At 61.3% G+C, this 22,294-nt stretch carries 21 protein-coding genes and 2 pseudogenes; 10 read left to right on the top strand and 13 right to left on the bottom strand.

The genetic code is table 11. The annotated features are described in order from the left end of the window. Positions 1–89 precede the first annotated feature (89 nt). Complete coding sequence (locus QMG52_RS19575) at positions 90–275, bottom strand: hypothetical protein (RefSeq protein WP_283562097.1); 186 nt, start codon at positions 273–275, stop codon at positions 90–92. A 43-nt stretch (positions 276–318) separates the two neighbouring features. On the opposite strand from QMG52_RS19575, the pseudogene QMG52_RS19580 reads away from it, so the two are divergent. After that, positions 319–1,501 (top strand): annotated as a pseudogene (locus tag QMG52_RS19580) (IS3 family transposase). Here QMG52_RS19580 and QMG52_RS19585 read toward each other — a convergent pair. The 4 genes from QMG52_RS19585 to QMG52_RS19600 form a co-directional block, all read right to left on the bottom strand. Then, on the bottom strand, positions 1,498–1,734 hold the full coding sequence (locus QMG52_RS19585) for a hypothetical protein (RefSeq protein WP_283562098.1): 237 nt from the start codon (positions 1,732–1,734) through the stop codon (positions 1,498–1,500). The pseudogene QMG52_RS19580 and the gene QMG52_RS19585 overlap by 4 nt on opposite strands. A gap of 72 nt (positions 1,735–1,806) precedes the next feature. After that, on the bottom strand, positions 1,807–2,169 hold the full coding sequence (locus tag QMG52_RS19590; RefSeq protein ID WP_283562099.1) for a cytotoxic translational repressor of toxin-antitoxin stability system: 363 nt from the start codon (positions 2,167–2,169) through the stop codon (positions 1,807–1,809). A 65-nt stretch (positions 2,170–2,234) separates the two neighbouring features. Beyond that, positions 2,235–2,654 (bottom strand): RelB antitoxin-like protein, encoded by a 420-nt coding sequence (locus tag QMG52_RS19595; protein WP_283562100.1) that lies wholly within the window; start codon positions 2,652–2,654, stop codon positions 2,235–2,237. A gap of 157 nt (positions 2,655–2,811) precedes the next feature. Further along, positions 2,812–2,955 (bottom strand): hypothetical protein, encoded by a 144-nt coding sequence (locus QMG52_RS19600; protein ID WP_283562101.1) that lies wholly within the window; start codon positions 2,953–2,955, stop codon positions 2,812–2,814. Positions 2,956–3,364: 409 nt separating this feature from the next. Between QMG52_RS19600 and ppsA the strand changes: the two genes are divergently transcribed. After that, entirely contained in the window at positions 3,365–5,524 is a 2,160-nt protein-coding gene (ppsA, locus tag QMG52_RS19605; protein WP_502920578.1) for a phosphoenolpyruvate synthase, read from the top strand. A gap of 288 nt (positions 5,525–5,812) precedes the next feature. Here the strand turns inward: ppsA and QMG52_RS19610 are convergent, their stop codons facing one another. Next, positions 5,813–6,265, bottom strand: coding sequence for a DUF4913 domain-containing protein (locus QMG52_RS19610; protein ID WP_283562102.1), 453 nt, complete (start codon positions 6,263–6,265; stop codon positions 5,813–5,815). A gap of 68 nt (positions 6,266–6,333) precedes the next feature. On the opposite strand from QMG52_RS19610, the gene QMG52_RS19615 reads away from it, so the two are divergent. Continuing rightward, positions 6,334–7,281: an Fpg/Nei family DNA glycosylase gene (locus QMG52_RS19615; RefSeq protein WP_283562103.1), complete on the top strand. Its 948-nt coding sequence runs from the start codon at positions 6,334–6,336 to the stop codon at positions 7,279–7,281. Between the two features lie 267 nt (positions 7,282–7,548). On the opposite strand, the gene QMG52_RS22465 is transcribed toward QMG52_RS19615, so the two are convergent. The 5 genes and pseudogenes from QMG52_RS22465 to QMG52_RS19635 all read right to left on the bottom strand — a co-directional run bounded on the left by QMG52_RS22465 (position 7,549) and on the right by QMG52_RS19635 (position 12,869). Then, positions 7,549–8,055, bottom strand: coding sequence for a class I SAM-dependent methyltransferase (locus QMG52_RS22465; protein ID WP_502920579.1), 507 nt, complete (start codon positions 8,053–8,055; stop codon positions 7,549–7,551). 411 nt (positions 8,056–8,466) lie between these two features. Next, on the bottom strand, positions 8,467–8,778 hold the full coding sequence (locus QMG52_RS19620; RefSeq protein WP_283562104.1) for a hypothetical protein: 312 nt from the start codon (positions 8,776–8,778) through the stop codon (positions 8,467–8,469). Between the two features lie 178 nt (positions 8,779–8,956). Continuing rightward, a pseudogene (locus tag QMG52_RS19625) lies at positions 8,957–9,697 on the bottom strand (slipin family protein); the annotation flags it as partial. Further along, positions 9,694–10,467 carry a hypothetical protein gene (locus QMG52_RS19630; RefSeq protein WP_283562105.1) on the bottom strand — a complete coding sequence of 258 codons (774 nt, stop codon included), beginning with the start codon at positions 10,465–10,467 and terminating at the stop codon, positions 9,694–9,696. The pseudogene QMG52_RS19625 and the gene QMG52_RS19630, both read right to left, overlap by 4 nt. Beyond that, on the bottom strand, positions 10,467–12,869 hold the full coding sequence (locus tag QMG52_RS19635; protein ID WP_283562106.1) for a nitric-oxide reductase large subunit: 2,403 nt from the start codon (positions 12,867–12,869) through the stop codon (positions 10,467–10,469). Before QMG52_RS19635 ends, QMG52_RS19630 begins: the two co-directional genes overlap by 1 nt. A 921-nt stretch (positions 12,870–13,790) precedes the next feature. Here QMG52_RS19635 and QMG52_RS19640 point away from each other — a divergent pair. The 3 genes from QMG52_RS19640 to QMG52_RS19650 are packed head-to-tail and all read left to right on the top strand — an operon-like array spanning position 13,791 to position 17,199. Continuing rightward, positions 13,791–14,510, top strand: a complete 720-nt coding sequence (locus QMG52_RS19640; RefSeq protein ID WP_283562107.1) for a succinate dehydrogenase cytochrome b subunit — start codon at positions 13,791–13,793, stop codon at positions 14,508–14,510. Continuing rightward, a complete protein-coding gene (locus tag QMG52_RS19645; protein ID WP_283562108.1) occupies positions 14,510–16,453 on the top strand; it encodes a fumarate reductase/succinate dehydrogenase flavoprotein subunit in 1,944 nt (647 codons plus the stop codon). The genes QMG52_RS19640 and QMG52_RS19645 overlap by 1 nt, the downstream gene beginning before the upstream one ends. Further along, a complete protein-coding gene (locus tag QMG52_RS19650; RefSeq protein ID WP_283562109.1) occupies positions 16,450–17,199 on the top strand; it encodes a succinate dehydrogenase/fumarate reductase iron-sulfur subunit in 750 nt (249 codons plus the stop codon). Before QMG52_RS19645 ends, QMG52_RS19650 begins: the two co-directional genes overlap by 4 nt. Before the next feature lie 137 nt (positions 17,200–17,336). Here the strand turns inward: QMG52_RS19650 and QMG52_RS19655 are convergent, their stop codons facing one another. Beyond that, positions 17,337–17,690, bottom strand: a complete 354-nt coding sequence (locus QMG52_RS19655; RefSeq protein WP_283562110.1) for a DUF3040 domain-containing protein — start codon at positions 17,688–17,690, stop codon at positions 17,337–17,339. A 914-nt stretch (positions 17,691–18,604) separates the two neighbouring features. Between QMG52_RS19655 and QMG52_RS19660 the strand changes: the two genes are divergently transcribed. Next, complete coding sequence (locus tag QMG52_RS19660; RefSeq protein WP_283562111.1) at positions 18,605–19,189, top strand: GAF and ANTAR domain-containing protein; 585 nt, start codon at positions 18,605–18,607, stop codon at positions 19,187–19,189. Positions 19,190–19,221: 32 nt separating this feature from the next. Then, positions 19,222–19,974, top strand: coding sequence for a GAF and ANTAR domain-containing protein (locus QMG52_RS19665; RefSeq protein ID WP_283562112.1), 753 nt, complete (start codon positions 19,222–19,224; stop codon positions 19,972–19,974). 614 nt (positions 19,975–20,588) lie between these two features. On the opposite strand, the gene QMG52_RS19670 is transcribed toward QMG52_RS19665, so the two are convergent. After that, entirely contained in the window at positions 20,589–21,113 is a 525-nt protein-coding gene (locus QMG52_RS19670; protein ID WP_283562113.1) for a hypothetical protein, read from the bottom strand. 90 nt (positions 21,114–21,203) lie between these two features. Between QMG52_RS19670 and QMG52_RS19675 the strand changes: the two genes are divergently transcribed. Further along, positions 21,204–21,440, top strand: a complete 237-nt coding sequence (locus QMG52_RS19675) for a DUF305 domain-containing protein (RefSeq protein ID WP_283562114.1) — start codon at positions 21,204–21,206, stop codon at positions 21,438–21,440. Between the two features lie 40 nt (positions 21,441–21,480). Next, positions 21,481–21,720 carry a type 1 periplasmic-binding domain-containing protein gene (locus tag QMG52_RS19680; protein WP_283562115.1) on the top strand — a complete coding sequence of 80 codons (240 nt, stop codon included), beginning with the start codon at positions 21,481–21,483 and terminating at the stop codon, positions 21,718–21,720. Positions 21,721–22,294: the final 574 nt, after the last annotated feature.

Genomic DNA, 22,294 nt, shown 5'->3' on the forward strand with positions numbered 1-22,294 from the left:
CAGGCTGGGTTTTCTGCCGTTTCAGATAACCCGTGCGGATCAAATCGCGGATCACTAGTTGGGTCTGCTCCGTGGTGGCCGCCAGCGGATTACCCGGCAGCCAGGTCGGTCACCATCTCCGCACCTTGCCGGTATCGTTTCACCAGCGCACAGACCTGCCCCCGGAACAGTCCGAGCTGCCCGGCAGCGTCATCAACGACACTGTGTCCGATCGTGTCAATGGCCGCCAGCGGTGGGATCACCGCAGACGGGTCTGCCCGGGGTTTGGTTGACATCTGACTTGTGAGTTTTTGGCTCGCAGGTGGAAGGATGTTGAACATGCCTAAAGCTTTTCCTGAAGAGCTCCGCCGTGACGTGGTCGCCGTGGCCCGCAAGGGTGACTCCACCATTGTCCAGATCGCGAAGGACTTTGGTATTTCCCCCGCCGCCTTGCACCGGTGGTTGAAGATCGCCGACGTCCAGGACGGGGTAGTCCCCGGTATCACCAAGGAAGAATCGACCGAGCTGCGTGAGGCGAAGAAACGCATCGCCTCTTGGAACAGGAGGCGGAGGTGATGCGCCGGGCCGTGGCTTACCTCTCCCGGGACGTCAACCCAAAATGATGTACCCGCTGGTCCTTGAACTCGCTGCCCCGGAAGCCCCTGTCAGGGTGCCGGTCGCGGTGACCTGCCGGGTATTGGGATTCTCCCGCCAAGCCTTCTATCAGTGGTGCGCGAACCCGGTCAGTGACCGGGACTGGGAGGAAGCGCACCTGGTCAACGCGGCCTTGGACATCCACGCCGAGGACCCCACGTTCGGGTACCGGCTGATCCATGACGAACTTGTCCACGAACAAGGGTTGGTGGCTTCCGAGACCAGGGTCGGGCGTTTGTGCAGTGAGAACAGGATCCTCTCCGTCATCCACCGCCGGCGCGGCACGGGAAAGAAAGCAGGGCCGCCCGTTCATGATGATCACGTCCGACGCGACTTCACCGCCACGGCGCCGAACCTTTTGTGGCTGACGGACATCACCGAGCACCACACCGGCGAGGGCAAGCTGTACCTGTGCGCGGTCAAGGACGTCTACTCCAACAGGATTGTGGGCTACTCCATCGATTCACGGATGAAAGCTGGCCGTTAACGCGCTGAAAGCTGCGATCAGTCAACGAGACCCGCAAGGAACACTGATACATTCGGCCCGGGGCTCGCAATTCCGGTCCAAGAAATACACCTGCCTGATCAGCTCCGCCGGCCTGCGAGGGTCCATGGGCAGGGTCGGGGCGTGTGCAGATAACGCCGCTATGGAGAGTTTCTTCTCGCTGCTGCAAAAGAACGTGTTGAATCAAAAACGCTGGGAATCCCGGGAAGAACTACGCCTGGCCATCGTGGTCTGGATCGAAAAAACCTACCACCGCCCCGACGCCGCCAACGACGACTCGGCAAGCTGACACCGATCGAGTTTGAGACAATAAACAAGATCACTCAACCGGTCCCCAAAATATCAAACCAAACTGTCAACTAAAACTTGGGCAGACCCAAAAGATCAACTTCGTGCACCCGTTCCGGGAAGGCAACGGGCGAACACAACGAGTGTTCTGGAACCGGTTTGCGCTTGAGGCTGGTGACATAGTCCGGCAGCGGCGCCTTGTAAGCGAGCCGCTGGACTTTGAGCTTCCACCGACCCTCAGACGGTGTTGCGTTCCAGGCTGCAGGTGGCGAAATCGACGGCACGGGACGGGCGAAAGTTGCTGGCATGGGGCTCTCCTGGTGGGGCACCGGTTGATAGTCATCACGTGTGAGGCGATCTGGGCGCCGATCACCGGACAGTCAGTCAGCCTGCCGCGCCCAGTATTCCTGCAGGGCCTTGATAGCCTCGGGCATGGACATTCCGGCCACGGTGTCCTCCCGCAGCCCGACGGTTTTTGTCAGCTGCCAGACAATTTTGACGGGCAAAGAATCGGCAGTCGTCGTCGGCTGGCCACGCAAGGGGATTGCGCCCTGTCTGACGCAGGCCCAGAACACCTCGTCGGTCACTTCCAGCTGGTCCCGGAGAATAAGGCGCCACATGGCCACGGCATAGCCTGTGCGGTCAACCGGGCGGGAGATACGAGTTCGCAGGGCTCTTCCGTCGGGGAGTGGCAGCTTGTAGGTGACGTGGTGCGTCACCGGCTTCCCACGGGAATTCAACACGAGGTCCCAGCCCTCTGTCGTGCAAAATTTCTTGTGGTCATCCCTTGTACCAGGTGTGTCCCGGCTCATTCGGCAGTGCCGGTCAGCCAGCGGGTGAGCTGCTCGTCATCGGAGAGGGTGACCAGTTGGACCAGGGCCCAGTTCTTTGAATGGTTCGAGGCGGTCGAAAAGTGTTCAGCCCAGGTTTCCGCATAGTCGCGCAGCCCATCAATGAAGTCCACAATGACTTCATCGAGGGTGTTCGCTTCGGCGGCGAAGGACTGGCCCGGCATGTACATCAGCCAGACACCATCCTCGCTGGCCAACTGGACGTTGTTTTCAACGGTGGACTCGAAGAAGTCGCGCAAGAGCCGGGCATTGACGATTGCGGCAGGGTCATGATGTTCACGGCGCCTGATGGTCGAAATCCCGCCCCTCTCGCTCGTGTCCAAGATCGACCGTAGCGAAACCCTGGCGTCACTGAAGGAATAAGAGATCGTTGACATGAAAAGTATTCTACTCGTACAGGTGGTACCTTACGTACGTTTGACCGAGTTTCTTTCCGCTAACAGGGCGCCTGAGCGCGACGCACTTCCAGATCCAGCAACGCCGAGTAGGCATCCCCCTGTGCGGTCTTCCGTGACCTGTGCGCCGCTCACCGACTCACCGCTGCCCGACGCTCTTCGACCAGTTCCAGGGCGCGGTACTGGCCCGCAGACGCCGCAGGTACCAGCCCAAGTCGTCGATCGTGTCCGCTTCCAGAGCGGGGACACCCCGTGACCACGGCTGGAGCGGAACGGCGCTCATTCCGGCACCGTCTCGCACTCTCGCCACCCGACACGGAGACATCAGCGCGAGCCCGCTCCGGGGCGTTGCCTAGATCCCCCATCGCTGCCAAGGAAGTCAGAGCCTTGAGGCTCGAAGAGGTCAGCAGCCTTCGCAAGGGTGTGTGCGTGACAGCTGCCGACCGGGCGTCCCAAGGGGTTGCGTGAGTAGGACGTTCTCGACGTCGTTGACATCCTGGTGGATGGGCGTCCGCATAGGTGAAGCCCCGGCCATTCGCTGGATCGATGTGGACTTAGACTCGGAAAACGAACCGTCGCGGTGAATGGCAAGGTCACTACTGTTCGTGGCAAGAACCTGCTTCAGCTCCAAGACCACCCGAAGAGTTCTAACTCTAGGCATAGGTACCTTTTTGCCGAAATTAGCGACCGAGATGCTTCGCCGGTGGCGACAGGTCGCCACCGTTCTCCCGAGCGACCTAGATTTGGTCTTCCCTTCTCGCACCCTGACTACTCGTGAGCGGCTGGTGGACAAGCACGGAGGTTCCGAAGATTTGTCCTGGGCTGTCCGCTCCAGCGCCACGGCGGAAGATCTTCCTGATGCCTCCTTCGCCGGGCAGCAGGAAACCTTCCTGAATGTCCGGGGCATCGAGAACATCCTGCTGGCCATCAAGGATGTGTTCGCGTCCCTCTACAATGACCGAGCCATCGCCTATCGGGTGCACCACAAATTCGAGCACGCCGAGGTGGCACTCTCGGCGGGGATCCAGCGGATGGTGCGTTCCGACGTCGGGGCTTCCGGCGTCATGTTCACCATGGACACAGAATCCGGGTTCCAGGACGCTGTCTTCGTCACCTCCTCCTACGGTCTCGGCGAGGCCGTCGTCCAGGGCGCGGTCAACCCGGATGAGTTCTACGTGTATAAGCCCGCTCTGCAGGCCGGCCGCCCCGCCATCCTCAAGCGCGGACTGGGCGAGAAGGCGCTCCAGATGACCTACACGGCCAGCCGTGAAATCGGCCGCACAATTGACTTTGTGCCGGTGGAGGCTTCGTTGCGGAACCGCTTCAGCATCACAGATGACGACGTCGAGCAGCTCGCCCGCCATGCCCTCGCCATCGAGACCCACTACGGGCGCGCCATGGATATCGAATGGGGCAAGGACGGGATCGACGGCGGGCTCTACATTCTGCAGGCGCGCCCCGAGACCGTGCAGTCCCGCAGGCCTGTCGGCAGGCTCAGCCGCTTCCGCATGAACGAGACCGGCCGGGTGCTGTCCGAAGGCCGCGCCATCGGCCAGCGTATCGGCTCCGGCCGCGTCCGCATCCTCACCGCCATCGACCAGATGGCCGGCTTCGAAACCGGCGACGTCCTCGTCGCTGACATGACCGACCCGGACTGGGAACCGATCATGAAGCGTGCGTCCGCCATCGTAACCAACCGGGGCGGACGCACCTGCCACGCGGCGATCATCGCTCGGGAACTGGGGATTCCCGCCGTCGTCGGCACCGGGGACGTCACCGATATCCTGTCCGACGGCACCGAGGTGACCGTCTCCTGCGCCGAAGGTGAGACGGGCCTTATCTACGAAGGACTTCTGGACTTCAGTGTCGAGGAAACCGAGATCGCCCAGCTGCCCGAGGCTCCGGTCAAGGTCATGATGAATGTCGGCACACCGGAGCAGGCGTTCACTTTCGCGCAGCTGCCCAACCACGGTGTGGGCCTGGCACGGCTGGAGTTCATCATCAACCGCCAGATCGGCATCCACCCCAAGGCGCTGCTGAATCTGGATGACCAGCCGGCGGGCGTGGCCGCGGAAATCCGGGAGCGGATTGCCGCCTACGATAACCCGCGCGATTACTACATCAAGCGCCTGGCCGAGGGGGTGGCGACCATCGCCGCGGCGTTCGCACCGGAGCCGGTGATTGTGCGCATGTCCGACTTCAAGTCCAACGAGTACGCCAACCTGCTCGGCGGACCCGCCTACGAGCCGCGTGAAGAGAACCCGATGATCGGCTTTCGCGGTGCTTCCCGTTACCTGGAGCCGTCCTTCCGGGACTGCTTCGACCTCGAGTGCGAGGCCCTGTCCTTCGTCCGCAATGAGATGGGGCTGACCAACGTCAAGCTGATGATCCCCTTCGTGCGCACCCTCGAAGAGGGCCGCGGCGTTATCGATCTGCTCGCGGAGAACGGACTGCGCCGCGGTGAGAACGGGCTTGAGGTCATCATGATGTGTGAACTGCCGGCCAACGCTCTGCTGGCCGACGAATTCCTGGACCACTTCGACGGGTTCTCCATCGGCTCCAATGACATGACCCAGCTGACCCTCGGCCTGGACCGGGATTCCGCCATCGTAACCGGCAGCTTCGACGAACGCAACCCCGCCGTCAAGAAGTTGCTGAGCATGGCCATCAAGGCATGCAAGGCCCGCGGCAAATACGTGGGGATCTGCGGCCAGGGACCCAGCGACCATCCGGATTTCGCCGAGTGGCTGGTCGGCGAAGGCATCGATACCGTCTCGCTGAACCCCGATACCGTGGTGGACACCTGGCTGCGCCTCGCCGGTGCAGCAGCAGGCACCAAAGTGCCTCAATGATGTTGTCAACAGTTTTTCAACGGCTCCCGTCCTCCTGCCAATCCGGTTCATGATCGGCAGGAGGACTGGCCGGCGGAGCTGTTAGTACGTCCAGCTGGGGCAGGGCTCCGATCACAGTCTGGCATCCGCTGCCTCGTCGGGCAGGTTTCCCGGGGTCAGAAACGACCGATATCTTTAGTCCCCTATTTTCCTTCCACAACGTAGCCCACGAGGGTTTGGGGCTCTGGATCAGCCATCAACTGGATCATCAGCGCGAGTTTCGCCGTTGTTCGCCGTCGCTGCTCGTCTTTAAGTTGTATTACTTCCCTGATTCCATACATCGGGAAACCATCCAGCGGGTGCCTTCTGCGGTTCCAAGTGGTCCGGGTCCCTGTGTTTTTGCATGTCGCATTTGTAGAACGGGCCGCGTGGGTCCAGGAGCACGCTCATGTGGTGGTCCGCGTGATCTTTCCACGAGACGCTGATTCCCGTGGCTCCGTCCAGTCGGAGGTGTTCCCACGCCCGCCACAGTGCTTCCACGCGGGAGACTGCTTCGGGGTGGAAGTACCACCCGCTGCACCACTTCGCGGCGCGGCCGTCGACGTCGCGGACGTAGGTCGGCAGCAACTGCTCGTGCAGGAATTCCTCGGTCGAGCCGTAAACCAGTTCAGGTGGCTTCTGCTCTTCCGCCGGCTTACCGGCAGGTGCCTCTGTCTCGCTGGTGCTGGAAGCTGGGCTGAATCGTCCGATGTTGTTGCTCATCTCAGAACCTTCTACGTCGTGACCCAGGGATTAACCGCCTGCTGAGTGCTTTGGGAATCAGATGAGCCATGCCTGAGGGCAACTCCAGCCACCTGCTCGCCCGCAAGTTCCAAGGCGTTTTCGCCGGCCACCCCCTGCATGTATCCAGTCCCCAGGGTCGGTTTACCGCCGGGGCGTCCCGGCTGGACAGACAAGTTCTTGAATACGCGAGGGCGTACGGCAAGCAACTGTTTCTGCATTTCGGCAACGAATTGGTGCTCCGCGTCCATCTGGGATTATACGGGGCCTGGGACTTCGGCGGCGACGAAGCCTTCATCCGGGCGTCCAGCGCCCTCGCGCAGCGGGCCGGCGAGGAAGGAGTCCTCCTCGCCGGTGGTACTTCCGATGTTGCCGCCGACGGGGCCGACGTGGAGTATGCGAAACCGCAGGAGCCCAGGGGTGCGGTGCGGGTCCGGCTGGTTTCCGCGCATGGCTGGGCAGATCTACACGGGGCGACGGCTTGTGAAGTGCTGACGCCCGCGGAGGCCGCCGCTATCGTGGCCGCTTTGGGCCCCGATCCGCTGTACAGTCGGCCGGGCGACGGTGTCGAATTCGTCCGGCGGGTCCAAGGCAGCCGCAGTCCAATAGCGCTGTTGCTGATGAACCAACAGATCCTGGCCGGCGTCGGAAATGTCTACCGGGCCGAATTGCTCTTCCGACAGCGGATGAATCCGTGGCTGCCCGGCACAGGCCTGTCCGCACAGCAACTCAATGCACTGTGGCAGGACGTCGTCTCTGTCATGCCCGACGGAGTCCGCGCTGGCAGGATAATCACCACGCTTCCACAGGACCGTCCGTCGCATGCCGTACCTGTGCCCGTGGAGGAGGCGCACTATGTTTACCAGCGCAACGGCCTGCCGTGTCGGATCTGCGGGACGGATATCGCGTCGACGGGGCTGGGGAACCGGAAACTATACTGGTGTCCCTGTTGCCAGCGCTTACGCTGCCGCCAGGAAACACGCCCGGATGGCGCTTGACCAACTGAACTACGCCCCTTCTCTGATGCCCAACCTCGGCATCGGTGTTGAGATGCTTCTCCTCACCCCCTGATCGTTCAGTCATTGATCAGTTGGAGCTGGCAGTCGTCGATTAGAGTTGACCTGCCGGACAGCGCCCCGGCGGTTACCGAGTACGGTTCGAATCGGTGCCATCGAGATGTGAAGCAGTCCCACACGGGCCGTCTGGGCTGAATCACCAGAGTCTGATCATCACCTGCATCTGATCGCCGTCCGTTCACGCAGCCATCACGAACGGGCAATTACCGTCAGAAGGTGCATGTGCTTAGCGCCAAACGGGGTGTCCGCCGGCCCCTCGGTCTCGGTCACCTCAAGAATCTCAATCCCATTTAGGAGGACTTCAATGTCCTCCCTACTGTGAAAATTCATGTCTGACCGGCCCAGCCAGGAGTCGTGCAACCCGAAGAAGTCCCCTACGAACCAGCCGGATGGACGAGTGGACGCGCGGATCACAGTCCACAGACGTGAGAACGCAGCCTCCGCACAAAACGGTAACGATCGCCCTGCGTACAGCAGGTCATTGCGGGGAAGCGCCTGGATCTCCTCGAATGCGATACGGGTAGTTGAGATGCGCGCAGCATCTAACTGCGTCAAACCGCCAGTAACTCTCGCCTGAATGCCTGGGGCACTGTCGAAAGAATGCACACGCCAGCCGTTAACGGCGAGAAATCGGGATTCGGTGCCGTCACCGCTACCTAGGTCTACAGCGACCCCGGGGGGTATCTGCCCGCGCATCCCCAATATTTGAGGAACCAGCGGCCGCACAGCGCGGCCCGGCGATGCGTCTATAAACTTTGTCCATTCCACCTCTCGAATCTAGCCCTCCGCGGGCTCCATCATTGCCGTGGTCAAACGGTCTGTCTGGGTTGCGTGTCATGTAGAGGACGGATGCACAATCAGCACACGACTACCGGCCCGCGGAAGGTACCGCTCGTGTGCGCTTTAAGGAGCTTGTCCGGAACCGGCGTGGGAGTGCAGTCGCTCAAAGTCGACTGCACGGATGTCAGAGGTGGACTGCCCGGTCACCTTTGGTTGTACCCGTAGGAGCCCTCGTTCCGGTGTTCCGTCCTGCCCTGCCCTGGTCTGTGGGAACACATTCGCGTTCGGGGCGCATTTTGAGTAATTGCGACCCATCGCACAAGCTGCTTAGTCGGCTCCCCGGTTCGCGCGCACCCAGCGTAAGGCGCCCAGCAGAGCGACCGCTCCGCCAATGCCTCCGACAACCATGCCAATGAACAGCCAGAGAAACAAGGGATCGAGACCGCCAATGGCCCCGGGTGATCCGACCATGGTGCCCCCGAGGAATCCGGCGAGCGGAGCAAGAAACAATAAGATGGCCCCCGGAATTATCAGTTTGATCCCGGGCCTGTTTTCTTTTACCCGGAGGGGGGAGCCCTGCCCTGCGTCCGCGTCCGCTGGAGCGGGTGCTGCGGCTGCGGGTGCGTCATTGTCAGACACTGTCATGCCTTTCCGTGTGCGGTTCCGAATGCGAATTCAGCGACGGTGCCTGCTCCTGCATTGCCGGTAGCGGCGGCGCAGACGGCCCCGCAGACGGCTGCGGTCGTTTCGAACCATTATGGTTTGGCGTCGGCGGCTCGGGCTGCTGAAGTTTGTCCATCCAGCGCGGAACCTTGTCAAGAAAGGGCCCGATGATGTCCATGGGCAGCGGGAAGACGACGGTCGAGTTCTGGTCCGCCCCCAACTCCAGTAGGGTCTGCAGATAGCGCAGCTGGAGCGAGGCCGGATTGCCGCTGAGTATGTCTGCGGCCTGGCGCAGCTCGTCCGCAGCCTGCAGCTCGCCGCGGGCGTTGATGATCTTGGCCCGTCGTTCGCGCTCTGCTTCGGCTTCGCGTGCCATCGCGCGCTGCATCGCTTCGGGGATCTCGACGTCCTTAATCTCCACGACCCTGACGTGAACACCCCACGGTTCGGTTTGCGCGTCAATGGTGCGTGCCAAGTCCTCATTGAGGTCCGTCCGGTGTGCGAGCAGCGTGTCCAGGTCGGCGCGGCCCACGACCGAGCGCAGCGTGGTCTGGGCCATCTGGGACGTGGCCACGGCATGATTTTCCACGCCCATGACAGAGCGGATGGGGTCGGTGACCTGAAAGAGAACAACGGCGTTGACGCGGGCCGGGACATTGTCCTTCGTAATGACTTCCTGCGGCGGGATGGTCAAGGTAACTATCCGTAGGTCAACCCGCACCATCTTCTCCAACCCGGGAAAGATCAAATGCACTCCGGGATCCAGCACCGGACGCAGCCGTCCGAGCCGGAACGCGACGCCGCGTTCATATTCGCGCAGCACCTTCACCGAGGCGGCCAGAACGACAAGGACAACGACCACAACGACGAGAATCAGGACCTGCCACCATGTCATTTGTTCTTCCTCCTGCTCCATCCGGAAAGCGGCTCCTGGTCGCCTGCATTTTCCTCGAATGACCCCCATCGGGTCGCAAACCGGTCATGCTCTGGATTCTCCGCCTGTTCGCGTCCGCGCGCACCGGGGTGCGCCGCGGAGGGGCCGGGCCGCAGGTCACTTTGATAAGTGGCCCGGCGGCGTGCCGCGCTAGACGTCCCGGCCGCCTGCCGCGCAATCGTGTCGTCGAGTGCCTCGATTCTGACATGATCAGGAAACCCGGCGGGCGAGCGGTGCAGATGGGACCATAGTGGCCAGCTGCCCGCGGCGATGGCCAAGGTGACCGCCGTCAGCACAGTCAGCTCTGCGGCCGTGTGGTTGGTGATCATCGTGACCAGCGGCCATAGCAGGCCCAAGACCACCACGGCGCAGGCGATACCCCGATGGAATCGTTCCGCTTCCGAGCTGGGCCAGGGATCGACGTTGCGGCTGATCTGTCGGCCGTTCCCGGAGGTGGTGCACGACTCCTTGACCGGACATGCATTGCAGACAGTGGGACTGGCCCGGTACCGCATCACACGGTTGTCCGGATCGAACGAGTCCGGCCACAGCCACTGATCCTCTGGACAGACCCAGGCATCGTGGCCCGCGTGGTAGCGGAAGCCGCCCGATCGCCACTCCACCGTGCGCTGGGCCGTCCGCCTGGCCAACTTATCCAGGAGATGCGCGATGAGCAGTAGTGCGATTCCGTAGCCCGCCGCGAACCAGACCGACGGATCGATCCCGCTCATCACGGAACGCCATCAGATGAAACCGGAGAACTGCCAGGGTCGTCCGTGCGGCGGTCGGATCCATACCGCGGCGGCGGGCTCGCTGAAGCACCGGTTACTTCGGGTTCAGGCTGTCCGACGATGAAAAGCGCCTCCTCGGGAACCTCATAGGTGGTGGATTTGATCCGGTACCGGATGCCCAGCCAGGTGATCCACAGGAAGGGAAGGATGCCGGCGATGATGAAGATCAGGTCCCCTGGCATCCGCAGCCATTCCAGGACGGCATTACCGGGCTGCGTAATGAAGTTCAGGGTGCGCGCCTCGTAGTACCCGTCGTTGATGGAGTGCCAGAGTTGAATGACTCCCAAGGGCACCAGCGTGGCGAAGGTCATCCAGGCCAGCCCGATGTTCAGGCCCCAGAAGGAAATTCTGGCAAGTTTGTCGGGCCATCGTTTGGCCGGGATCAGATACCGAAGGGCAAACAGCGACAATCCAACGCCCAGCATCCCGTAAACGCCCATCATGGAAGCATGGGCATGGTTGGCGGTGAGGGCAGTGCCAATCTCGTAATAGGACACGATGGGAAGATTGACCAGGAAGCCGAAAACACCGGCCCCGAGGAAATTCCAGAACCCCACGGATACCAGAAACATGACCGCCCACCGATGCGGGAAGGGTGCCGAGCTCCGAGACTCCTGGCGGGAACCGAGCTGCAAAAAGCTCCACGCCTCGATGGTCAGGAATGTCAGCGGAATCACTTCGAGGGCAGAGAAGAAGGCTCCCAACGCCATGTTCTCCACCGGGGTACCTGAGAAGTACAGATGGTGCATGGTGCCGATCACCCCGCCCACGGAGTACAGGATGACGTCCAGGAGGATGAGCTGCATGGCGATCTTCCGGTGGATCACGCCGAGCATGACAAAGATGTACGCGACCATCACGGTGGTGAACAGTTCCAGGAAGTCCTCGACCCACAGGTGCACCACCCAAAAACGCCAGTAGTCGGCAACCGGGAGCGTCGTCTCCGTACCGGCCAGCAGACCTACCGCGTAGAAGCCTGGAATGGCCAGACCTGAGTAAAAGAAAAGCCAGGGCAGATTGAACCGGTGTTCCTTTTGCAGTCGGGACCGGATACCGCGGTAGATGATGATGATCCACAGGAACAGCCCCACGACAAGCACACCCTGCCAGACCTTGGGCAGGTCCAGGTATTCCCACTGCATGTCCCACAGCGGAGACCCTGCAACGGCCTTGACGCCGAAAATACTCATCGCCTCGCCGACGAAGGACCCGACAATCACCAGTGCGAGTGCGCCGAGCAGGCCGTAAATGAGCCAGCTCTGACGCTTAGGTTCGCGCCCGGAGATGAATGGGGCCAGAAAGATTCCGGCAGCCAGGAACGACGCCGCCGTCCACAATATCGACAACTGCACGTGCCAGGTCCGTGCCAGGTTAAACGGCAGCAGCTTGGCCATGTCGAAGCCGAAAAAACTGGATAGGTCAGCGCGGTAATGTTCAATTGCCCCGCCCAACAAGGCCTGCCCGAGAAACAGGACAGCGACTATAAAGAAGAACCATGCGGTAGCCCGCTGGCCGGGTGTCACGGCCACCTCTCCTGGTTGTCGGAAGGAAAGCGCCGGGGATTCACCACTGTGCCAGCCGACGTTCCGGCTCCATCGCCCGTACATGGCAAAAAGCAGGCCGATCCCGACAAGCAGTGCAATCAGGGAAAGGCCGCTCCACACCAGAACGTCCGCCGTCGGGCCGTTGTTCACCAACGGTTCCCCCGGCCAGTTGTTCGTGTAGGAATAATTGTGCCCCGGCCGCTCGGCCGCAGCGGCCCATGCGGTCCAGGCGAAGAAGGAGGTCAACTGGCGGATGTCCTCAGGGCCGGTGATAGCGTTCGGAATCAGTCCATACTGCGTGGTCGGTGAACCAAAGTAGTCTGCGTAGTACCCCTGGATGGCTTCATAGGCCTTGACCTGTTCGGCGGTGAACTCCAGAGTTTTCGTTGAACTGTCATAACGGTTGGTCCGCATCATCTTCACGAGTGCTCCATGCGGATCCTGGATACCAGAGCCGGTCAGATCATCCAGCACCATGGTGGCGGACCGGCGTAAATAGTCAGCCGTGTAGTCCGGTCCCAGATACCCGCCGTGCCCCACAATGGAGCCATATTCCTGCAGGCCCCGCCGGAGGAAAATCTGCTGCCCTGCCGTAATGTCGGCTCCGGTGAAAACCACAGTCCCCTTGGAATCTACGACCCGTTCGGGCTGTGGCATCGAATCGGTGTACGTGCGCACCGCTAGAAACCCCATGACGAGGAAACCAAAGATCATCACCATCGCCACGGCCTGGATCCACCCCTTGGAGACCAGGAGCTCCGTGCGTTGACGGCCGTTTTTCCGTGAAATCTGGACCATGTCACTCCCCCTCCGGCTCCCCGCTCCAGAAAAGTCATGCGTGTGCCGGCACTCAATCAACCATTTCGCCGGTCATGTGACTCTTCGTCAAAATGCCCGGCGGTATCGTTACCATGCATTTCGGGAAAACTGTTTTTAGATGTGTGGTGCAAGTGAGTGACACGCTACGCCCGCGCAGGAGCGCTAGGAAGGGCGCAAGAGAAATATTTCTGTTACTCACAGTCCTTCCTGCAGTCACCCCGGACCCTCCCCTGCGTGCGATTATCCTCAAATGTCGAACAAAACTTCTTTTCCCAGAGGGGGAATGACCCGGATTTGCGGGGCCTTTACGCAGGCATTCTGTCGATACACGACGCGGTCCGAACGTGCGGTCGGACCGCGGTGTCTACAGTTCCGAAGGCATCTGCAAACACAACCCGGGAATGCGTTCTTGGTCCGTCTCCTTCACGGGCGGATGTTCCCGTCACGGGCGGATGTTGCCTGCGGAATCTCTACGGTCATGGATCTGCGGTATTCGGTGGACCAGTTAGCAGCAGGGTAGGCATACTCTGCCTACCCGCCACCAAAGAGCATTCCAGGGGGCTCCACGGCCTTCGGATACCCGATGCACCGGTCCGCACTTATCTGATGCACTCGTTCTGCCGGGCAGCAGCAGCGACGTCTCTATCAACGCGTGATGCAGACGCGCCGGGTCGAGCGGCTGGTATCGGTTCGATGGCGAGATCACCGCTTTGCGTCCACAGTGACCGGCAGAACAAATGGCCTGTCAGTGAAACGATGGACGCGTGCCCTGATGCGATGCCGTGCAGGGGCGCATCAGCATGCTTGCACTGTCGCTAATGGAAAGCGATGCCGGGAGCGTGTGAGATCGCTCGTCCGCGCATGCTGGCGTCTTGGCTGGACCGGGCTTATGGTAGGCCCATGGGAACTGGGAATGTGGTTGGTCTGCGTTCCACCGCTGTGCGGTCCTCGGTGGCGTTGCATGCGGCGATGGCGGTTTCCGGGCTGATCATGGTGCTTTTTCTGCTCGCCCACATGTACGGCAACCTGAAGATTTTCGAGGGCCGGCAGGCTTTCGACGGCTATTCAGGCTATTTGCGTGAGGCGGGCGAGCCGCTGTTGCCCCGCACCGGGGCATTGTGGATTGTGCGCGTGGTTCTGCTGATCAGTGTCCTGGTCCATATTTACGCGGCCTTTACCTTGTGGCACCGGTCCCGGTCTGCGACCGCCGGTAAAGGCGGCTGGCGCTACGAAACCACGAAGAACCGCCGCGGTGTCCAACGCAGCTACGCTTCGTTCACGATGCGCTGGGGCGGCGTCGTCGTCGGTCTTTTCGTGATCTATCACCTCCTGCATCTGTCCGCGGACTACATCGCACCAGGGGGCGCCTCACCGAGTCCATACCAGCGGGTGGTCAATGGCTTCTCGATCTGGTGGGTGGTGCTCTCCTACATGATCGCGCTGATCGCGCTCGGGTTTCACCTGCGCCATGGGGTGTGGAGCGCTTTCGCCTCACTGGGGACCAACTCGTCCGTGGCGCGCAGACGGGTCCTCAACCTCGTGGCCACCTTCGTTGCCCTGCTGATCCTGGTGGGCTTCCTGATCCCGCCGCTGGTGATTTTCGCGGGGTGGGTGAGGTAATGGCTGAGCTGTTCACGGTCGGTGAGACCATTCGGGACACGAAGGCGCCGGCTGGACCCATCCAGGATCAGTGGGAGGCGCGCCGCTTTGGCGCCAAGCTGATTAGCCCGGCCAATCGGCGCAGTCTCTCGGTGATCATTGTCGGCACGGGTCTGGCGGGTGCCTCGGCCGCAGCAACCTTGGGCGAGGCCGGGTATCGGGTTAAAAGTTTCTGCTACCAGGACAGCCCCCGGCGCGCGCACAGCATTGCGGCTCAGGGCGGAATCAACGCGGCCAAGGATTACCGCAATGACGGCGACAGTATCCGCCGGCTGTTCTACGACACCGTTAAGGGCGGGGACTACCGCTCACGCGAATCCAACGTCTACCGGCTGGCGGAGGTCAGTTCCTCGATCATCGACCAGTGTGTCGCCCAGGGTGTGCCTTTCGCCCGGGACTACGGCGGTCTGCTGGACACCCGCTCGTTTGGCGGGGTACAGGTGTCCCGGACGTTCTACGCCCGGGGCCAAACCGGCCAGCAATTGCTGTTAGGGGCTTACCAGGCCCTCGAGCGGCAGGCGGCGGCAGGGACGGTGGAGGTGCACACCCGCCATGAAATGCTCGACCTCATTGTCATTGACGGCAAGACCCGCGGAATTGTAGTCCGCGATATGGTGACCGGCGCGCTGGAAACCCATCTGGCGGACGCCGTCGTGCTGGCCAGCGGGGGCTACTCAAACGTTTATCATCTCTCCACCAACGCCGTGGGATGCAATACGACGGCCACCTGGCGGGCGCATCGCAAGGGTGCGCTCTTCGCGAACCCATGTTTCACCCAGATTCACCCGACGTGCATCCCGGTCAGCGGGGAGCATCAGTCGAAGCTGACCCTGATGAGCGAGTCGCTGCGCAATGACGGGCGCATCTGGGTGCCTAAAGAGGCCGCTGACGGGCGCCGACCTGGTGAGATACCCGACGGCGAGCGGGACTATTACCTGGAACGGCAGTACCCGGCGTTCGGGAACCTAGTTCCGCGGGACGTCGCGTCCCGGGCAGCTAAAAACCAGTGCGACGCCGGGCGCGGGGCGGGCCCGGGCGGGCGCGGCGTCTACCTCGACTTCGCCGACGCGATCGCCCGGTTGGGCCGGGCCGCCATTGAGGAGAAATACGGCAACCTCTTCGACATGTACCACAAAATCACTGACGATGACCCGTACCAGGTGCCGATGCGCATCTACCCGGCCGTGCATTACACGATGGGCGGGCTGTGGGTTGACTACGATCTGGAGAGCTCCATCCCGGGCCTGTTCGTCATTGGTGAGGCCAACTTCTCCGATCACGGGGCGAACAGGCTCGGCGCCAGCGCCCTGATGCAGGGCCTGGCTGACGGCTACTTCATCCTGCCCAACACCATCAGCGACTATTTTGCCAAGAACGCCGGCACCGAGACCACCGACGCTTCCCACCCGGAGGCCGTCAAAGCGGTCGATGCGGTACGCGCACGCATCACCACCTTTTTGACCATCAACGGTGACCGGAGCGTCGATTCGTTCCATCAAGAACTAGGCAGCATCGTGTGGGAGTACTGCGGAATGGAACGCAACGCCGAAGGGCTGCAGCGCGCCCTCGGCCTCATCCGGGCGCTCAGGGAAGAGTTCTGGACCAACGTCAAAGTCACCGGCACCAACGAGGAACTGAACCAAACTCTGGAACGGGCCGGCCGCGTCGCAGACTTCTTCGAACTGGCCGAGCTCATGTGCATCGACGCCTTGCACCGCCTCGAGTCCTGCGGCAGCCACTTCCGCACCGAAAGCCAGACCGACGACGGCGAGGCGCTGCGCGACGACGCCGCCTTCGCCTACGTCGCGGCCTGGGAATTCACCGGGGACAACGCACCTCCCATCCTGCGCAAGGAAAGCCTCGAATACCATAACGTCGAGTTGACCCAGAGGAGCTACAAATGAAGATCACCCTTCGCATCTGGCGCCAACACGACCGGGAAGCAGCTGGCCGGATGGTCAGCTACGGCGTCGACGGGGTCTCCCCCGATATGTCCTTTTTGGAAATGCTCGACGTGCTCAACGAACAACTCACCGCCGCCGGGGACGATCCCGTGGCGTTTGACAATGACTGCCGTGAAGGCATCTGCGGGATGTGCAGCCTCGTCATCAACGGCATCGCCCATGGACCCGAAGGACTCACCGCGAGCTGCCAGCTGTACATGCGCCACTTCAGCGACGGCGACACCATCGACATCGAACCGTGGCGTTCGCCGTCGTTCCCGATCCTCAAAGACCTGATCGTGGACCGCAGCGCCTTCGACCGGATCATCCAGGCCGGCGGCTACATCAGCTCCCCCACCGGGGCAGCTCCGGACGCGGCGGCCATGCTGGTGCCCAAGAAGGACGCGGACCGGGCCTTCGACGCTGCCATCTGCATCGGCTGCGGAGCCTGCGTTGCCGCCTGCCCCAATGGCTCCGCGATGCTCTTCACGGGGGCCAAGGCGACCCACCTCGGTGCGCTCCCGCAAGGCCAGATTGAGCGCAACTCCCGCTCGCTGGCCATGGTCAACCAGCACGACGCCGAGGGCTTCGGCGGCTGCACAGAGATCGGTGAATGCACGGCAGTGTGCCCGGTGGGAATCCCGCTTGATATGATCTCGCGCCTCAACGGTGACGTGCTGTCCGCATTACGGCACAACACCACCTGACTCATGCCGAGGACCACCGGGCAGGAACTTGCACCCAGGGATATTGTGCCAGCAAGGCAGCGGCCGGGCCGCCAAGCAGCATGATCCCAGCCAGCCGACCACCCGTCAGACGCGCATTCGATCCGCGGGGACCGGGGCTATTGGCCGTGCCGCCTCCCGTCCCAGTGGTCCTTGAGACTGCCGATGAAAGAGGTGCCGGCCTTGCCCGGCGTCACGGTTCCACCGGCCGGTTTTTTCGCACGCCCGGCGTAGTACGCGCCACCGAACATGATGAGGAATCCTGCCACGCCCAGGGGAATGGCATCCAGTCCGACACCGGACAAAAGAAGGCCGATCCCTGCCAGTGCCACCAGCACGCCCACTAACATGCGCCGGCTGGACCGCCCATGGGCCGGATCCGGCCCCAATGACCTCGCAAACTTCGGATCCTCGGCGTCGAACTGTCGACCGAGCTCATCCAGGACCTTCTTCTCGTGCTCCGACAATGCCATGTTGTTCTCCTTCACGCAGGAACGACGGAAACAAAGGCGGTCGGGAGACTAGCTCTCCACGGGACGTGCCTTCGCAGACTTCACCTAATAATGTTGCCAATGGGCGGGTTGAGGGGACCTGAAACCAGCCGTCGGACACACGGTACTTGCTGATGTCGAAGCAGCCGCAGCAGGGCGGGTCAGTAGATGCACTGGCGCAGACGCAACTATCAACGGCAGGAATTGGGCGTTGCCGGTGGCACGGTGTTCGTGGCGTGGGGCTGCCGGACGGCCGCAACCCATCCACCATCGCACAGTTATTGGCCAAGGCGGCGGTAAGATCCCCGGTCGCCGGAAGGCCGCCGGTGAGTGGGTGACGGCGTCCGATTACAGGCGGCACTGCCCGCCGACCATCCTCGGCGGTGCGGCGGACAGCCCGTGCGACGGAGCCCAAGACACCAATCCCCGCGTGAACTGGTTTGCGTAGCGTGTGATCCATGGGAATGGCCCGACCTCTAGTGCAGGAAGACACCGCCGGGTCCGGGGCAGGGGCACTGACAGGAGCACCTACCTATTTACTTTAGCCCCGTCAGCGTGCTGTGCAGCAAGCAAGCACAGAATTTTTCATTCGGGTAGGGCTGTACTCGGTGTTGTTGGCGGTAGGCTCGTTGAAGTAGCTGCCTCCGTGATAGCACTCCCGCCTCATCTGCCCCCACTGGCTCGGTTGACTCGGTGTCTAGGCATGGGATGGAATCGCCTCAGTTAGATTTGGATTGCCACCGGGAAGGTCTGAGATGTCGGCAGGGCGGGCAAATCAGATTTTGGCTGGGTTGCTGGTACCTGGTTCTGACACCGGTCTCGATAGTGATCTCCCCAGTTTGTTGGTTCGCGCTTGCGCCCAATCGATGCCCGTGTCCGGAGCAGGCCTGCTATCGATGACTGACACCGGGCCGTTGGGGATCCTTGCTGCCACTGACGGGCCCGCGCAGGTTCTTGAGGAACTTCAGTTCACGCTCGGGGAGGGGCCGTGCATCGACTCGTCGGTGTCGGGACGGCCGGTGCTACAACCCGAGCTGGCGCTTACTGGAGAATCGCGATGGCTGGGGTTCACGGCCGGGGCGCTGGAAGCCGGCGTCAAGGCGATCTTCGCCTTTCCCCTCCAAGTCGGTGGAATCCGCATTGGCGTCCTTGAACTGTACCGTGACGCCGAAGGGGAACTCGGCAGCGGTGAACTGGTCGAGGCGCTGGCTTTTTCCGATGCTGCCGTGTCCGTTCTTCTCCATCTGCAGTCCGAGGCAGGGCCTGGAACCGTTCATCCGGCGCTGGCCGCGGGAGTGTCGGATAGAAGCGAGGTACACCAGGCCACGGGCATGATCGCAGGCCAGCACAGTCTCACGCTCACGCAGGCATTGGTCATGCTTCGGGCACGCGCCTACGCAGCAGAACGGCCGATCCTCGACATTGCCCGCGACGTCCTGTCCCGCCGACTGGTTCTTGGGGATTTACATGCCGGTGATTGACGGTAACAGCACACACCTCCATGATTTAAAAGATGATGACGGTAGTTGAAAGGGAATACGCCATGGCACGCGTGGAACATTTGGGCGAGGTCTTTGTCGAGTTGGCAGACACACTTGTCAAGGACTTTGATGTTGTCGACTTCCTTCACAACGTCACGGTCCGAAGCGTGGAGCTTTTGGAAGTCGACGCCGCCGGGTTGATGCTCGCCGATCAACGCGGTGCCCTGAGGATCATGGCCAGCTCGGATGAACGCGCCGAAACCATGGAACTCTTTGAGATTCAGCATGAGCAGGGACCGTGCCTGGATAGTTTCACCACGGGCAAAGCGATCGTGAATGTTGATCTCAATTGTCGCCAGGGAAGTTGGCCGCAATTCGCGGCAGCTGCCTGCGCTGCGGGATTCAGTTATTCACATGCTTTACCCCTAAGGTTGCGCGACGAAGTAATTGGCGCTCTCAACCTCTTCTGCACCTCCCCCGTTCCACTGACTGAAGCTGATATCACCCTGGCACAGGCCTTGGCTGATATCGCCACGATTGGCTTGCTGCAGGAACGCTCAGTGCGGGAGCAATCGGTTCTGGCCGGGCAACTTCAAAGTGCGCTCAACAGCAGGGTCCTGATCGAACAGGCAAAAGGGGTGCTGGCGGGAAAAACCGGGTTGGACGTCGCGGAAACTTTTACGATGATGCGCTCATATGCTCGCACAAACGGCCTCGGACTGAGCACCGTTGCGTCCGCAGTCATCAACGGAACCAGCGATGTGCAGGCCATCCTCCACCGCTAAATCAGTATCCACCCCCATATTATCCGGTGCAGTCCCGGTTCCGCCCTGTCCCGAGCACCGGCGGCACTGAGGCGGCCAACAATTTGCCACTTGCCGATCTGCGACTGACGTCCCCTTCTTCTCGTTCGTTACCCGATGGTCATTACGGTGATCCTCCATTCCCAGGTGTTGATGACCGTTCGCGGCATCGGTCTGGAATAGGGTTCTTGTCAGACAATTCTCTAACGAGGCACGGACCAGTGGGTCGGTCAACCTGTTGTCAAGCCATCGCAAGGGGCAGGGCCGATGCTGATCCCGGCGCCGAGGTTGATCTCCCCCGCATTTCCATCGGCACCAAGTGCACGTAGCCGGGAGCACCGGCAAGGGACACTCGAATAGCAGGGCAAAATGCCACCGCAGCCACACGGCTTCGATGCGCCTCCACCAGGTGCCGCTGATCAAGATGTGGATGCGGACCAAGCCAGGATCTTCAAAATTCAGTGTGAGCGGAGATGCGGCCACATTGTTCCGGATGTTTGACTAGTAGATCGCGATCGTGCTCCGGAAACGTACGAGACTCGACTCCGCGACCATACTCTTGTTCCGACCGATGGTTTGCGGCGAAACGGTCCTGGTCATGCCGACACAGCGATCTGCACTGACCCGCACGAACCTGCCGGAGAAAGCGCCGGGCAAGCGGGGAGGATCGACGGCGCAGTCACAGTGAAATCATTGAAGTCGATTCCCTGCAACGCGCTTGTCGCACGAACCGCGGCGAGGACGGTGCCGTCTTGCAGAAAAGCCAACGCTGTTTTTTCAATATGTCGCGCGGACGAGAGATCGACGTGCACCGAGAATCCCAGCGAGCCAGTACACCGAATAACGAGGATCGACGCCGCACAACTATCAGCTGTCAGACAGCCGGTGACTTTTAGTTCCGCACACCGGGTGTCGATCCCCAAGGAAACAATGATCCGTAATTTGTGGTACATGTGAACCCGCAATTCAATGTCAATTTCGTTGGCAACACTGCCGGGTCCGGGGCACGCACACCCATTGGCCACTACGTTGGTGGACCTCGTCAACGCACCACACCACGGGGCGCCGGCCACCCTTGAATGAAGCACCATTCCCTTGAAAAAGAATCTGACCTTATCCACGACTGCCCCTGCCGCCATGCTCGTTTGGCCGGCTGTTCCACAACACCTGACGGAGGTTCCATGCCGGGCTTGGACCATTGCTGTTCAACCATGTCAAGCACACATGCCCCCGCCAACGGTGGGAAACGCAGTGCGGCCGACACAATGTTCGCCCAAATGATGATGCCCCACCACGCCCAAGCCGTGGAGATGAGCACGATCATGCTCGCCAAGACTGGCCTGGACGCGAAGATCACCACTCGGGCCAAGAACATCAAGGCCGCCCAAGGCCCCGAAATCGTGAAAATGACCGGCTGGCTCACCCCGTGGGGCGAGTCGACCTCCTGAGGGGATCTCCTGTGCCAACGATCTACTGGCCCTCGGTGTGATGCAGTCCCTGACTGTGCTGGGAAATTTAGTAATCCATCAGGATGTCGCCCTGATCGGTAACGATGACATCGGTTTTGCGGCTCCGAGGGTCGTATCGCTCTCCGCCATCTGCCGGCCCACCGAGCTAATTGGCCGGACCGCAGTTCAGCTTCTTACAGAAGATGCTTCCCACCATCGACAGGCAATCTACAAACCCGAACTCATCGCGCGCGCCAGGACTATCGGCCGCGCGCAGTAAGCACCGGGGCGCTCACGGTTTACTTGACTGGCCGGTTGATACTTACGTTGGCGGCTATCGTCGGTGACGAGGGCGGGACAGGCAACCAAAGGCACATAGGCGAAGGACGGGGCAGCCGCGGCTACGTCGGAAATGGGTCAGCAAAAAAATCAATGAAATCGACTCCAGATCATGTCGTCTGCAGCGATTCCAACAATGAATAGGTATACGACAGAAAATTGGACCCAAACCCCCAAGAATCGAGGACTCGCAATGATCAGCACCCAGGAAAACCCACAGGCATTGGGTCCGTAGATTCAAGCGAGACCGCCAGCGTCAGGCGGACTTCTTGTCCACACTCTGACGCATTTTGTGCACAGACCAGAAGCCAACCGACTCCTGACCTGCGGAAACACTGTGCCCAAGGTGGGACTCGAACCGCATTCCAGCCCTTGCAAACACTGGGAACCCTCTACGTCAAGCTGGTTGTGAGCCACCCGGTTCTTTCATATTGATTGAAGGAGACAGCCATGACAGTTGCTATCCAGGGGTATACCCGTGAGGAGATCCGTCAGTTCGTGCACGAGTACTATCT

The organism is Paenarthrobacter sp. PH39-S1 (assembly GCF_030063245.1).
Taxonomy (GTDB): domain Bacteria; phylum Actinomycetota; class Actinomycetes; order Actinomycetales; family Micrococcaceae; genus Arthrobacter_M.